The sequence below is a fragment of the Martinezella tropici genome, assembly GCF_008370325.1.
Classification (GTDB): Bacteria; Pseudomonadota; Alphaproteobacteria; order Rhizobiales; family Rhizobiaceae; genus Rhizobium; species Rhizobium tropici_B.
In genome coordinates this window covers 656,090-669,491 of sequence record NZ_VNIP01000008.1, presented here as the reverse complement: position 1 = coordinate 669,491, position 13,402 = coordinate 656,090, and the positions used below count along the sequence as shown (strand labels likewise).

Genomic DNA, 13,402 nt, shown 5'->3' with positions numbered 1-13,402 from the left:
ATCGCAATGATTTGGAGGACTGCGTGAAGACGAAGAAGCTGATCAACGAAGGCGCGGCCGCCGTGGATGAGATGCTTGCCGGGATATTGGCGGCCCATCCGCGTCATCTCCACGCCGTTGAAGGGTCGCCACGCTCGATCGTGGCAAACCATGGCCCGCGAACCGGCAAGGTCGGCCTGGTCATCGGAGGGGGATCCGGGCACGAGCCGACATTTCTAGGCTTTGTCGGCAAAGGATTGGCCGATGCCGCCGCCATCGGCAATGTCTTTGCATCGCCACCGCCCGACCCGATCATCGAATGCGCCAAGGCGGTCGACGGCGGCGCCGGCGTGCTGTTCATGTACGGCAACTATGCCGGCGACGTCATGAATTTCGACATGGCGGCGGAAATGCTTGCCATGGACGATATCGAGGTGCGTACCGTGCTGACGACCGATGACATCGCGTCTGCGCCGATCGGGCAGAAGGAGCGCCGCCGCGGTGTCGCCGGCAACGTCTTCATCTTCAAGGCCGCAGGTGCCGCCTGCGATCTGATGTATGGGTTCGATGAGGTCGAACGGGTGGCGCGCTGGGCAAATGAACGCACCTACACGATGGGCGTCGCGCTCTCGCCTTGCTCCCTGCCGCAGACACGCAAGCCGAATTTCGAGATCGGCGCCGACGAGATGGAAATCGGCATGGGCATCCATGGCGAACCCGGCGTCGCACGCGGGCCGATGCGATCGGCGGATGAGGTGACGAGCGAACTCGTCGGCAAGATTCTCGAAGAGATGAAGCCTGCCCGCGGTGATCGCGTCGCCGTGCTCGTCAACTCCTTGGGCTCGACGCCGCTCATGGAACTCTACATCATGATGCGCAAGCTCAAGGCCATGCTCGACGATGCAGGTCTTGTCATCCATCTGTCACTGGTCGGCAATTACTGCACGTCGCTCGAAATGGCCGGCGCCTCGATCACGCTGATGCATCTGGACGACGAGCTACAGCGGCTGATCGACCATCCCTGCGATTGCGCCATGTTCCGTTCCGGCGAGGCTTTGCAATGACGACGGTTACAACGGAGGACCTGAAGGCGCTTTTCGTGCGGATCGCCGAAGCAATGGCACGCGAAAAGGATCGCCTCTGCGAACTGGACGGCGTCATCGGCGATGCCGATCATGGCATCGCCATGGAGCTCGGCTTTACCGCCGCCGCCAAGGCGGTTTCGGAGCTGGATCCGACTACGGCCGATCCGACGCTGGTCTTCAATACGGCGGCAAAATCCTTCCTCAACGCCGTCGGCGCCTCGTCCGGACCGCTCTATGCGACTGCCCTGATGCGTGCCGGCGCGGTCGCCAAGGGGAAGATCTCGCTGAGCGACGACGATATGGTCGAGATATTTGCGGCCTTTGCCAAGGGCATCCAGGATCGCGGCAAGGCCGAGGTCGGTGAAAAGACGATGGTCGATGCCTGGGTACCGGCCGCAGCCGCCTGCCGAGCCGCCCGAGATCAAGGCTTGCCACTTGCCGCATGTCTGGCCGCCGGTCTAGAGGCTGGCGAGGCGGGAGCGGAAGCAACAAAGGAGATGATCGCCGCAAAGGGCAGGTCATCTCGCCTTGGCGAGCGGGCCTTGGGGCATATCGACCCGGGAGCTGCTTCGGCTGTGGTAATCATATCCTGTGTCAAAGCTCACTTCTCTTTAGAATGATGATGACCTCATCATACCAGTTGACATGTTGATAACGATTTGTCAAAACCGCCCTCAGCTTGTTCAGAGGAGGACGGGAGATGGCTATCAACTTCAAATATGCGCGTTGGTTCGGTGCCGCGGCGATTGCAACTGCGGCTCTTTGGACGACCAATGTCGCCGCGGAAGACCTCACATTGTGGACGCTGAACTTCGACAACGGCGCGGCAAACGGCGCGCTGAAGAAGGTGGCGAAGGATTTCGAAGCCGCCAACCCCGGTACTCATATCGAAATCGTCCAGCGCGGCGTCGATGAGCACAAGACCGCCCTTCGTGTGGCGGCGGGCTCCAACAAAGGCCCGGATATCTATTTCAGCTGGGCCGGACTCGGCCTCGGCGGCGAATATGTGAAGGCCGGCCTCTCGCTGCCGCTCGACAAGTACTATACCCAGTACAAATGGAACGACGAACTGCTTCCGTCCGCCGCTGCCTTTGCCGATCTCTACCCCGGCGGCAAGCATGGCGTTCCCTTCACCTTCAAGGGTGAAGCGATCTACTACAACAAGAAGCTTTTCCAGAAAGCCGGCATCACCGGGGAACCGAAGACCTACGAGGAGCTGCTGGCTGCAGCCGACAAGCTCAAGGCCGCCGGCATCCCGGCCTTTACCTTCGGCGGCTCGGTCAACTGGCACGTCATGCGCCTGATGGACGTGCTGCTCGAAACCAAATGCGGCGCCGACAAGCATGACGCGCTGATGGCGATGAAGGCCGACTGGACCAAGGAGCCCTGCGCGACCGACGCCTTCACCGAATTTGCCAAGTGGACCAAGGATTACACGCTGAAGCCGTTCATGGGCATCAGCAACCAGCAGTCCTACACGCTGTTCGTCGCCGGCCGTGCTGCGATGATGCTCGAAGGCGACTGGCTGGTCAGCCAGCTGAACGGCAGCAAGGTAAACCTCGACGATTACGGCATCGTGCCGTTCCCGACGAATACGAACCGGCTCTATGGCTTTGCCGAATACAACTACGTCAGCACCAAGAGCAAGAGCCCGGATCTTGCCGCAAAATTCCTCGACTATTTCCTGTCGACGAAGGTGCAGCAGGATCTTGTCGGCCAGATCAGCTCGATCTCGGTCAACAAGAACGTCCAGTACACCGACCAGAAGCCGCTCGAGGCGAAATGGCTTGAGATCTTCAAGACCTACAGCAAGGTCTACATGAATGGCGACCAGGCCTTCCCGCTTGACGTCACGACCGAATACTTCCGGGTGATCAACGACGTTGCTGCCGGCAACATCCAGCCGGCCGATGCTGCCAAGCAGCTGCAGACCTTCATCTCCGGTCGCACCTGATCTCTCGAGGGAAGCCGCCACTCCGATTGCCAATCGCTGCGGACGGCTTCCCTCGCCTTCATGCCCACGCGTCAGCTGCCGCCGGGAGCAATCAGAATGTCATTCCGCAGTCGAACTCATGATCCCCGCGTCCAGGCAGCGATCCTGCTTGCCCCGGCCATGCTGATCTATGCGATTTTCGCGCTTTATCCGATGCTGAACGTGGTGGTGCTGAGCTTCCAGAAATGGAACGGCCTTGACCCGCAGCGTCCTTTCGACGGCCTTGCGAACTATCAATATATCTTCACGCAGGATCCGGTCTTCTGGGTCGCCTTCCGCAACACGGTGATCTGGACGATCATGTGCGTGATCTTTCCGCCCATGGTCGGCCTATTGCTTGCGCTGAGCCTCAATCAGAAGCTTTTCGCCCGCAATACCTTCCGGGCCATCTTCTATCTGCCCGTCATCATCGCCCCGATCGCCGTCGCGACCATGTGGAAGTGGATGTACGACCCGTTCTTCGGCCTCTTCACCGAAATCCTGACCTCGATGGGCCTGCAGAACTGGATCCAGGACTGGCTCGGCGACAAGGACGTCGCGCTCTATTCCGTCTTCGTCGCCTATCTCTGGCAATCAGTCGGCTTTTCCATGGTGCTGTTTCTCGCCGGCCTGCAGAATGTCTCGCAGACGCTAGTCGAGGCCGCCCGCATCGATGGTGCCGGGCGCTGGAGCATCTTCCGCTACGTCACTTTGCCTGCGCTGCGAACGACGCTGACCATCGTGCTCGTGCTGTCGGTCATCTCGTCGCTGAAGGCCTTCGACATCGTCTATGGCCTGACAGGCGGCGGCCCGGCGCAATCGACGCAGATGCTGGCGCTCTGGGCCTTCACGCAGGCCATGCAGATCTTCGATTTCGGCCGCGGCGCTGCGATCTCGGTCGTACTGCTGCTCATCACCATCGTCGTCGTCATTCCCTATCTGCGGTGGACGCAGAAGCATGAGGAGGCCGAACAATGACGGCAACATCGGCCACATCCATGTCGGACGACTTCGAGACCATCATCCCGGCAAGGCGCAAGCGCGATCCCGTCCTGATAGGTCTGTGGATTGCGCTGCTGGTCGTTGCTGCGATCTGGCTTGCACCTTTCGTCTTCATCGTCTTCACCTCGCTGAAGACACAGGCAGATGTGACGTCAACCGGCGCCTTCATGCCGCCGCTCAATCCGGCCTTCGAGAATTATTCGAGCGCCTGGGGCCGCGGCAATTTCGCCAGCGCCTTCCTGAACAGTTCCATCATCACGGTGATCAAAGTGCCGCTCGGCCTCATCCTCTCGGCGATGGCTGCCTACGCGCTCGCCAAGATCCGGCTGCGGTTCAGCAAGCTGCTGCTGCTCCTCGTCGTTTTCGGCACCATGATCCCCTTCCAGGTCATGCTGGCGCCGCTGTTCACGCTGGTCAATTCGCTCGGCCTGATCGACACTTATCCCGGCGTGATCCTGCCCTATATCGCATTCGGCGTGCCCTATCAGGTCTTCATCCTTCACGGTTTCTTCAAAGGCATTCCGAAGGAGCTGTCGGAAGCCGCCCTCATCGACGGCGCAAGCCACTTCACCATCTTTCGACGGATATTCCTGCCCGTCTGCCTCCCGGTGCTCGCGGCCCTGCTGATCTTGGACTTCGTCTCGACGTGGAACGAGTTCGCGATGGCACTCGTGCTGCTGCAGGACCAGCACATGTGGACGCTGCCGCTCGGGCTCATGTCCTTCCAAGGCCAGTTTTCCAATGATTACGGGCAGTTGAATGCCGCAATCGCCATGACCGTGCTGCCGGCCACCATCGTTTATCTGATCTTCCAGCGCTATTTCGTCTCCGGCCTCACCTCCGGCGCGGTCAAGGGCTGACCGGTCGAACCATCCATACATCTTTCGAGGAGAACATCATGTCCAACGCGTCCGTCGAAAAATGGGGTGTCTTCGAAGCGGCCTTCAACGGTCCTTCGAGCGGCAATCCCTATCTCGATGTGGCATTCGATGCCGTCTTCAGCCAGAACAGCCGCGAGGTCCGCGTGCCCGGCTTCTATGATGGCGACGGCGTCTATCGCGTTCGCTTCATGCCGGACAATGAAGGCGAGTGGTCATTCCGTACACGCTCGAAGACATCAGAGCTGGATGGCAAGACCGGCTCCTTCGTCGCGACCAAGCCATCCGAAGGCAATCATGGCCCAGTCCATGTCCGCAACAAGTTCCACTTCGCCTATGCCGACGGCAAGCCTTTCCTCTCCTTCGGCACGACCTGCTATGCCTGGACGCACCAGCCCCTCGACATGCAGGCCCAGACACTCGAGACGCTGAAGAAAGCGCGCTTCAACAAGATCCGCATGGGCGTCTTTCCCAAGGACTATCCCTATAACGTCAACGAACCGCTCCACGCCTGCTTCGAAAAGGGTGCCGACGGCAAGGAAGACTTCGACCGTCCAAACCCCGTTCTCTTCCGCCATTTCGAAAAGCAGGTCGCAGCCCTTTGCGATCTCGGCATCGAGGCCGATATCATCATGTTCCACCCCTATGATCGCTGGGGTTATTCGGACATGTCGGCCGAGCAGGATTTCCGCTACGTCGCCTATCTCGCGGCACGCCTTGCCGCCTATCGCAACGTCTGGTGGGCGCTTGCTAACGAGTACGACTTCCTTCTCGACACCAAGCCGCTGCAGCAGTGGGACCGCTATTTCCACATTCTCGAGGAGAACGATCCCTATGGCCATCTGAAGTCGATCCATAATGGTGAGCAGACGATGAACTTCGATCATCGCAAGCCGTGGGTGACGCATACCTGCATCCAGAACTGGGATGTAAAGCGCACACAGGAATGGCGCGAGGCCTATGGCAAGCCCGTCGTCAACGACGAGCCGGAATATGAGGGCAATATCATCCAATCCTGGGGCAACCTGACGGCGCAGGAATTGGTGCATCGTTTCTGGATCACCATGACGCGCGGCGGCTATGCCGGCCATGGCGAAACCTATTCGCATCCGGAAGATCTGATCTGGTGGGCCAAGGGCGGCGAACTGCGTGGCGAGGCCTGGAAGCGCATCGGCTTCCTGCGCGACCTCCTGGAGCAGGATGTCGTCAACGGCCTCGAGCCCATGTCCTCTTATGGTGAATGGCCGTGGACGCGTGTTTCCGGCGCGCGCGACGGCGATGTCAGCTACATCTATCTCGGCGAGCATCAGCCCGTCATCTGGTCGACGGGCCTGCCAAAGGACGGCACGGACTATGACGTCGACATCATCGACACATGGGAAATGACGATCACGCCGGCGCAGAAAGTGGAAGCGCCCATCCCGCATCCGACGCGGCACGGCGCGATCGTGCGTGGCGGCAAGGCGGACGCAGCCTTCGGCGTGGAACTGCCGGGCAAGCCATACCAGGCGCTCCGCATCCGCAAGAAGCACTGATCGATCCAGAAGGGAAGAATGTCATGTCCGGATTGACCATCAAGAACGTCAGGAAGTCCTACGGCGCGGTAAACATCATCCATGGTGTCGATGTCGAAATCTCGGATGGCGAATTCGTCATTCTCGTCGGCCCGTCGGGTTGCGGCAAGTCAACGCTGCTGCGCATGATCGCCGGGCTCGAGGATATTACCGGCGGCGAGATCTCGATCGCAGGACGCGTCGTCAACGACCTGCCGCCGAAGGATCGCGATATCGCCATGGTGTTCCAGAACTATGCGCTTTATCCGCAGATGACGGTGGCGCAGAACATGGGCTTTGCGCTGCAGCTTGCCGGTGCAAAGCGTGCCGAGATCGACCAGAAGGTCGGCGACGCCGCCAGGATACTGGGGCTGCAGCCATTGCTGGAGCGTAAGCCCGCCCAGCTTTCCGGCGGCCAGCGCCAGCGTGTTGCCATGGGCCGCGCCATCGTGCGCGATCCGAAAGTCTTCCTATTCGATGAACCGCTCTCCAATCTCGATGCCAAGCTGCGCGTGAAGATGCGCGCGGAAATCAAGGCTCTGCATCAGCGCTTGAAGACGACGATCGTCTACGTGACGCATGATCAGATCGAAGCCATGACCATGGCCGACAAGATCGTCGTACTGCAGGGTGGAAAGGTGGAACAGGTCGGCTCGCCGCTGGAGCTTTACGATCGGCCGAAAAATGTCTTCGTCGCCGGTTTCCTCGGCTCGCCGGCCATGAATTTCCTCGAAGGCAAGATTACCGGCGGCGCATCGCCGGCACTGGTGCTGCCGACCGGCACCCGGATCGAACTCTCCGGTGCTCCGGCTCAGTCGGAGGGCCGCGAGGTCGTTGTGGGCATCCGCCCGGAAGACATTTCCTTTGCCTCGGAAAGCGGCGTGACCGCAACCGTTACAGTCATCGAGCCCACGGGCTCGGAAACGCATGTCGCACTCGATCTGGAAGGCAAGGAGCTGACCTGGGTCATGCGGGAGCGCGCCGAACTGGCCCCCGGCCAGAAGGTTCAGATCTTTCTGAAGACCCCGAACCTCCACTTCTTCGATAAAGCCAGCCAACAGCGACTGTAGAAGACAACCGAAACGCCGGCCGGCACGAATTAGCTGGCGCGCCTTTGGCCGCCGTTCATGACCAGGAAAACCCGTTTGACGAAGGCGTCGCCATCGAACTGCCGGGCGGCACCCTCGGTCGTATGCTCGGGGCGATCGAATATGAAGGCTTCGATATTGACGACGGGCAGGTTGAGGCGACTGCGCACCTGCCCGATCATCGCAGTATGCGTCACCACAAGCTGGCATCCATTCGGCTCGAACCATTCCTGAAGCCCAGTCGTCGGGATAGTCAGCACCGTCAATCCCTGTTGCGACAGAACCGTACCGATGCGGGACGCGACCTGCTGATTGTCGAGACAGATCAGCACATCGGTTTGTGAAGGGGACGGCGCCTGGTTAGCCAGCATCAAGAGACCTCTCGTTCAAACACGAGCGGAATATAATGATTCGTGGCGTAACGGGGTGTTATTAGTTGTTACATTTTGTTTCAGGAGTATGAACCGCTATACCGGCGCGCGAGCGCGGCGGCCGTGCTTGAGGTCGATGGCCGTGTGCCAGACGATCGTCGCGAAGATGATCGCTCCGCCGACAAAAGTGGCAACCGGCGGCATCTCCGAGAAGAATAGCCAGACCCAGAAGGGCGTCAGCACGATCTCCATCGAGCTGATGAGCGCAGCGTCGGCAGCCGGCATCTTTCGCGAACCGAAAAGGAAGAGCACGAAAGCCAAAGCGAAATTCGTCGCTCCGAAGGCGGCGAGCAAAAGCCAGTTTTGAACGGCCACCGAGTTTGTCGAGGCAAAGGGCACGAAGACGATGAAGGTCAGAAGTCCGCTGACAACGCTTGACGGCAGGATCGGGATACTGGGATCCATGCGCGGGATGACGATGATGAGCGCGAAGGTGACCGTCATGCCGAGTGCCAGCAGATCACCAATACCGGTGCCGCCGCCGATTGACGAGGCAACGATGACGGCGACGCCAACGAGGCAGATGCCGCCGGCGATCAAGGTGCGCTTTGCTACTCGTTCCTTCAGTAGAGTCCAGCTGAGAAACGCCGCGATGAATGGCGCCGTCGCATAGATCATCGTCACATTGGCGACAGTGGTCATATAGAGCGCGCCGATGAAGCAGGCCTGGCTGATCGTCTGGCAGGCGAGCATCGCCAGCCCGGCAGGATGAAAGATCGATGCCCATTGCCGCCGCGAAAACCCGCCTTCGAGGAAAAAGCTGGGAATCAGCAGAAATAGGCCGCCGAACAGCGATCGCCAGGCGATCGCCGTCCATATGTCCGTGGTCAGAAGGCGCGCGTAGATGCCGCTGCAGCTCCACGCGAGCATTGCCGTGGCCACAAGTATGACGCCCCTCTCATAATCGCTGGCAAAAGCGGAGCGGGTCGGAAACTGGAATGTCATGTATGGACTCAAAGAATGAGCAGAAGGAACCTGCCCTGTGTGCGCCGATATTTGACATCAGGCAAACGAATAGTAGAGATAGTAGGTATCAGAAATATTTGTGACGTGTCATGCACGAACCCATCGAAAGCGACCTGCTGCGGACGTTTCTCGTCATTACCGAGACATCCAATTTTTCGGCGGCGGCGCAAAGGATCGGCCGCACCCAATCGGCCGTCAGCGCCCAGATTAAGCGGCTCGAGGATACGATCGGCGAGACGCTCTTCGAAAGAGGCGCTCGCGGGGCCGTTCTTACCCGCGCCGGCACTCAATTGCTTCCCTACGCGCAGCGCGTGATCGAACTCCTGAACGAGGCAGCGGCGAATATCCGCACCAAGCCGCTGGACGGCCCGGTCCGGATCGGAATTCCGGAGGAATACAGCCAGACTGTGTTGCCGGCGGCACTGGCCGCCTTCGCTATCAGGCATCCCGCCGTCGAAGTCACCGTCTCCTGCGATTACACGGCACATAACCTGGCCGCGCTGGAAAAAGATGAGCTGGACCTGGCCGTCGTCTTTGACTGGAACAATCAGAGCAAAGGCGAAGTTCTCTGTGTCGACCCAACGGTCTGGGTGACATCGTTGGTCCATCGGGTGCATGAGGCGACACCGCTGCCCATTGCCGTTTATCGGGATTCGACATGGTGCCGCGATTTTGCCCTGAAATCATTGGAGCAGATCGGGCGGCGTTATCGTATCGCCTTCATTGCCGACACGAGTTCCGGCTTGAAGAATGCAGTCTCGGCCGGACTTGCCGTGACGACGCTGTCGCGCAGCAATATTCCGCATGGCTGCCGGGAGCTGACCGCCGATGACGGCTTCCCGCCGGTCGACTCCTCGCGCGTCGTACTTCGCCGCAACCCCTATCATTCGAGCGAGGCGATCCGCGAACTGGCGGAAATGGTGCGCGAGGCGTTTCAGCCTATGTCTGCTCTGCTGCAGCCGTAATGCGTCGGCGCAATCTACGGCGCGTACCGGAGGGGCTTTCGGAAAAGCTGGCACGATAGCTGCGCGAAAATGCCGATGCCGAATTGAAGCCGGTTGCATCGGCAATCTCTGCAAACGAGGCCTTCGTCTCGATAACCTTGCGCCGAGCCGCATTCAGCCTCAGCGCCAGGTAATGCACATGCGGCGGCGCTCCAATACTTTCCTGGAAGAGCGCCTGCAGATGGCGGGCGCTGACGCCGACCCGACGGGCAAGACGTGTCAGTACCAGCGGCTGCTCGATATGATCCTCCATCAGGCGAATGGCTTGAGCAACCCGCGGATCGCGCATGCGCAGGCCGGCCGTCGATGGCGAAAGTTCCGCAGCACTTTGCGTGCTTGCCGGCTCGTAGATGAACAAGCGGCTAACTTCAAGCGCCAGCGAATAGCCCTGCCGCCGCCGGATGATGTCGAGCATGAGATCGACCGTCGGGAGCGAACCGGCGGTGGTGATCCGCTTGCCGTCGATCACGTAGCGATCCCTGACAGCGCGCACCTGCGGATAGGCGAGCGCAAAATCGTCGAAATCCTCCCAGTGGACAGCGGCCGAGACATTGTCCAGCAGGCTCGCTTCGGCAAGCAGCCAGGTGCCGGATTCGACGCCTGCGACCATTGACCGGTGACGTGCGGTCTGCGACAGCTGCATCTTCAACGCCTGCGTCGCGCTGCGCCGCCAATTGTAGCTCCCAAGCACGAAAAGCGGCGCCGTCTCCGAGGTCGGCCGGAAGCTGGAACATGCGGGCACCGGAATAAGGCTGGTCGTTTCCGCGGGCGAACCGTCCGGCGTAAAGAGGCGCCAGCGATAAAGCTCCGCTCCGGAAATGCGATTGGCTCCGCGCAACGGTTCGATCACCGAAGCGATCAAAATCAGGTTCGTCTCCGGAAGGATCAGGAGGTCGATGTCGAGCGTCTCATTGACCGATGTCAGCATTCAGCAATCCTTCGATTGTTCCGAAACTGTATCGAATACCTCCGATAATGCAAAGCATGAAGGCGTCTCATGGCTCGTAATGTCCTCAATACGAGGGAGAACAAAAATGCCTCTTGCGATGAACCGCGATGTCTTCATCACCTGTGCCGTCACCGGCGCCGGCGATACGGTTTCCAAATCCAGCCATGTTCCGATCACTCCCAAGCAGATCGCGGAATCCGCGATCGACGCCGCCAAGGCTGGAGCGGCAGTAGTTCACTGCCATGTTCGCGATCCGGAAACGGGTGCCGCCAGCCGCCGCAACGAACTCTATAGGGAAGTTACCGACCGGATTCGTTCAGCCGATATCGACGTCGTGCTGAACCTGACCGCCGGCATGGGCGGCGACCTGATTTTCGGCGACGTCGAGAGCCCGCTGCCATTGAACTCCAAGGGCACCGACATGGCCGGTGCCACCGAGCGCGTCAGCCACGTTGCCGAATGCCTGCCGGAAATCTGCACGCTCGATTGCGGCACGATGAACTTCAGTCTCGGCGATTATGTCATGACCAACACGCCCTCGATGCTGCGGGCCATGGCAAAGAAGATGACCGACCTCGGCGTCCGCCCCGAGATCGAAGCCTTCGATACAGGTCATCTCTGGTTCGCCAAGCAGCTTGCCGAGGAGGGTCTGATTGAGGACCCGGTCCTCATCCAGCTCTGCATGGGCATCCCCTGGGGGGCGCCCGATGACCTGAACACCTTTATGGCGATGGTCAATAACGTTCCCACAAGCTGGACCTTCTCGGCCTTTTCCATCGGCCGCAATGCCATGGCCTATCCGGCGGCCGCGATCCTTGCCGGCGGCAATGTCCGTGTCGGGCTGGAAGACAATCTCTATGCCGGAAAAGGCATGCTGGCGACCAATGCGCAGCTCGTCGAAAAGGCGGTGCAAGTGGTCGAAGGCATGGGTGCGCGCATCATCGGCCCCGAAGATGTCCGCAAGAAGCTGAAACTGACGAAGCGCTGAGGCCCCGATGACCAAGATCAACAAGGCGGCCTGCATTGGCGGCGGCGTCATCGGCGGCGGATGGATCGCCCGTTTCCTGCTCGCGGGAATCGATGTGGACGTCTACGACCCGCATCCTGAGGCAACCCGTATCGTCGGCGAAGTTCTTGATAATGCTGAAAAAGCCTATGCGATGCTCACCGGCGCTCCTCTTCCGCGGCGCGGCAGGCTTACATTCCGGGATACGCTGGAGGCAGCCGTCGCCGGCGCCGACTGGATCCAGGAAAGCGTGCCCGAGCGGCTCGATCTCAAGCGTAACGTACTGACGCAGATCGATGCCGCCGCAAAGCCGGATGCGCTGATCGGCTCATCGACGTCGGGTCTTCTGCCGACTGACCTGCAACGCGACATGCGCCATCCAGAGCGTCTCTTCGTCGCCCATCCCTATAATCCGGTCTATCTCCTGCCGCTCGTCGAGATCGTCGGTGGCGAAAAGACCAGCGCTGCCACGATCAAGGCGGCGATGGAACGACTGCCGCCCATCGGCATGAAGGGTGTGCATATCGCCAAGGAAATCGAGGCCTTCGTCGGCGACCGCCTGCTGGAAGCGCTCTGGCGCGAGGCTCTGTGGCTGATCAAGGACGATATCTGCACCGTCGAGACGCTTGACGATGTCATCCGCTACTCTTTCGGCCTGCGCTGGGCGCAGATGGGCTTGTTCCAGACCTATCGCATCGCCGGCGGCGAAGCGGGCATGCGTCACTTCCTGGCGCAATTCGGTCCCGCCCTGCAGTGGAACTGGACGAAGCTGATGGACGTCGTCGATCTCGACGATGCGCTTGTCGAAAAGATCGGCCAGCAGTCGGACGACCAGGCGGATGGGCTGTCGATCCGCGAACTCGAGCGCATCCGCGACGAAAATCTCGTCGGTATCTTCCAGAGCCTGAAGGCAAGCCATGGCGGCAAGGGCTGGGGTGCCGGCAAGCTGTTGAAGGATTTCGAACAGCAGCTTTGGGCCGCGGGTGGCGGCGAGAAGCAAGGTTTCGACATCTCAAAGCCGCTGCGCCTGATCGACACGAAGGTCAGCCCGGCCTGGGTCGATTATAACGGCCATATGACCGAGCATCGCTACCTGCAGGTGTTCGGCGACACGTCGGACGCGCTATTGCGCCTGATCGATGTCGATCTCGATTATGTCGAGCGTGGCCACAGCTATTATACGGTGGAGACCCATATCCGCCATCTCGGCGAAGCCAAGCTCGGACAGGCTATCCATTCGACCGCACAGATTCTCTCATCCGATGAAAAGCGGCTGCATGTCTTCCATGCGCTGCATGACAGCGCCAGCGGCGAGGTGATCGCCACAGCGGAACAGATGCTGCTGCATGTCGACGCGAAAGCAGGCAGAGCCGTCGCCGCACCGGAGGAGGTGCTGGCGAAGCTGGGGCCGATTGCCGCCGCGCACGCAGCCTTGACAATGCCGGAGGGAGCCGGCCGTCATGTGGGACAAAAACGCTAGGAGGAAGCG

The 13,402-nt window shown here is 60.2% G+C and carries 13 protein-coding genes; 10 read left to right on the top strand and 3 right to left on the bottom strand.

Going from position 1 to position 13,402, the window contains the following annotated elements; all coding sequences use genetic code 11:
* Window positions 1-23 precede the first annotated feature (23 nt).
* From FP026_RS16275 to FP026_RS16245, 7 genes are all read left to right on the top strand, one after another.
* Entirely contained in the window at window positions 24-1,043 is a 1,020-nt protein-coding gene (locus FP026_RS16275) for a dihydroxyacetone kinase subunit DhaK (RefSeq protein ID WP_149635645.1), read from the top strand.
* Window positions 1,040-1,684, top strand: coding sequence for a dihydroxyacetone kinase subunit DhaL (gene dhaL, locus FP026_RS16270; RefSeq protein ID WP_149635644.1), 645 nt, complete (start codon window positions 1,040-1,042; stop codon window positions 1,682-1,684). The genes FP026_RS16275 and dhaL overlap by 4 nt, the downstream gene beginning before the upstream one ends.
* 80 nt (window positions 1,685-1,764) lie before the next feature.
* Entirely contained in the window at window positions 1,765-3,018 is a 1,254-nt protein-coding gene (locus FP026_RS16265; protein ID WP_149635643.1) for an extracellular solute-binding protein, read from the top strand.
* A 96-nt stretch (window positions 3,019-3,114) separates the two neighbouring features.
* Window positions 3,115-4,014, top strand: coding sequence for a carbohydrate ABC transporter permease (locus FP026_RS16260; RefSeq protein WP_149635642.1), 900 nt, complete (start codon window positions 3,115-3,117; stop codon window positions 4,012-4,014).
* Window positions 4,011-4,898, top strand: coding sequence for a carbohydrate ABC transporter permease (locus FP026_RS16255; protein ID WP_149635641.1), 888 nt, complete (start codon window positions 4,011-4,013; stop codon window positions 4,896-4,898). The genes FP026_RS16260 and FP026_RS16255 overlap by 4 nt, the downstream gene beginning before the upstream one ends.
* Before the next feature lie 38 nt (window positions 4,899-4,936).
* Window positions 4,937-6,451, top strand: a complete 1,515-nt coding sequence (locus FP026_RS16250; RefSeq protein ID WP_149635640.1) for a DUF5060 domain-containing protein — start codon at window positions 4,937-4,939, stop codon at window positions 6,449-6,451.
* A 23-nt stretch (window positions 6,452-6,474) separates the two neighbouring features.
* Entirely contained in the window at window positions 6,475-7,539 is a 1,065-nt protein-coding gene (locus tag FP026_RS16245) for an ABC transporter ATP-binding protein (RefSeq protein ID WP_149635639.1), read from the top strand.
* A 29-nt stretch (window positions 7,540-7,568) separates the two neighbouring features.
* Here the strand turns inward: FP026_RS16245 and FP026_RS16240 are convergent, their stop codons facing one another.
* Window positions 7,569-7,928, bottom strand: a complete 360-nt coding sequence (locus FP026_RS16240) for a hypothetical protein (RefSeq protein ID WP_149635638.1) — start codon at window positions 7,926-7,928, stop codon at window positions 7,569-7,571.
* A gap of 96 nt (window positions 7,929-8,024) precedes the next feature.
* A complete protein-coding gene (locus FP026_RS16235) occupies window positions 8,025-8,933 on the bottom strand; it encodes a DMT family transporter (protein ID WP_149635637.1) in 909 nt (302 codons plus the stop codon).
* A 110-nt stretch (window positions 8,934-9,043) separates the two neighbouring features.
* Here FP026_RS16235 and FP026_RS16230 point away from each other — a divergent pair, with 110 nt between their 5' ends.
* On the top strand, window positions 9,044-9,919 hold the full coding sequence (locus tag FP026_RS16230) for a LysR substrate-binding domain-containing protein (RefSeq protein ID WP_149635636.1): 876 nt from the start codon (window positions 9,044-9,046) through the stop codon (window positions 9,917-9,919).
* Here FP026_RS16230 and FP026_RS16225 read toward each other — a convergent pair.
* Window positions 9,894-10,886 (bottom strand): GlxA family transcriptional regulator, encoded by a 993-nt coding sequence (locus FP026_RS16225; protein WP_149635635.1) that lies wholly within the window; start codon window positions 10,884-10,886, stop codon window positions 9,894-9,896. The genes FP026_RS16230 and FP026_RS16225 overlap by 26 nt on opposite strands.
* 106 nt (window positions 10,887-10,992) lie before the next feature.
* Here FP026_RS16225 and FP026_RS16220 point away from each other — a divergent pair, with 106 nt between their 5' ends.
* The gene (locus tag FP026_RS16220) at window positions 10,993-11,895 is read left to right on the top strand and encodes a 3-keto-5-aminohexanoate cleavage protein (RefSeq protein ID WP_149635634.1); all 903 of its coding nucleotides are present in this window, start codon (window positions 10,993-10,995) and stop codon (window positions 11,893-11,895) included.
* A gap of 7 nt (window positions 11,896-11,902) precedes the next feature.
* On the top strand, window positions 11,903-13,393 hold the full coding sequence (locus tag FP026_RS16215) for a carnitine 3-dehydrogenase (protein WP_149635633.1): 1,491 nt from the start codon (window positions 11,903-11,905) through the stop codon (window positions 13,391-13,393).
* The last annotated feature ends 9 nt before the right edge of the window (window positions 13,394-13,402 follow it).

Coding starts and splice junctions, on each gene's coding strand:
- FP026_RS16230 (WP_149635636.1), top strand. CDS start 9,044: ATGCACGAACCCATCGAAAGCGACCTGCTGCGGACGTTTCTCGTCATT.
- FP026_RS16245 (WP_149635639.1), top strand. CDS start 6,475: ATGTCCGGATTGACCATCAAGAACGTCAGGAAGTCCTACGGCGCGGTA.
- FP026_RS16240 (WP_149635638.1), bottom strand. CDS start 7,928: ATGCTGGCTAACCAGGCGCCGTCCCCTTCACAAACCGATGTGCTGATC.
- FP026_RS16265 (WP_149635643.1), top strand. CDS start 1,765: ATGGCTATCAACTTCAAATATGCGCGTTGGTTCGGTGCCGCGGCGATT.
- FP026_RS16215 (WP_149635633.1), top strand. CDS start 11,903: ATGACCAAGATCAACAAGGCGGCCTGCATTGGCGGCGGCGTCATCGGC.
- FP026_RS16250 (WP_149635640.1), top strand. CDS start 4,937: ATGTCCAACGCGTCCGTCGAAAAATGGGGTGTCTTCGAAGCGGCCTTC.
- dhaL (WP_149635644.1), top strand. CDS start 1,040: ATGACGACGGTTACAACGGAGGACCTGAAGGCGCTTTTCGTGCGGATC.
- FP026_RS16260 (WP_149635642.1), top strand. CDS start 3,115: ATGTCATTCCGCAGTCGAACTCATGATCCCCGCGTCCAGGCAGCGATC.
- FP026_RS16220 (WP_149635634.1), top strand. CDS start 10,993: ATGCCTCTTGCGATGAACCGCGATGTCTTCATCACCTGTGCCGTCACC.
- FP026_RS16255 (WP_149635641.1), top strand. CDS start 4,011: ATGACGGCAACATCGGCCACATCCATGTCGGACGACTTCGAGACCATC.
- FP026_RS16235 (WP_149635637.1), bottom strand. CDS start 8,933: ATGACATTCCAGTTTCCGACCCGCTCCGCTTTTGCCAGCGATTATGAG.
- FP026_RS16225 (WP_149635635.1), bottom strand. CDS start 10,886: ATGCTGACATCGGTCAATGAGACGCTCGACATCGACCTCCTGATCCTT.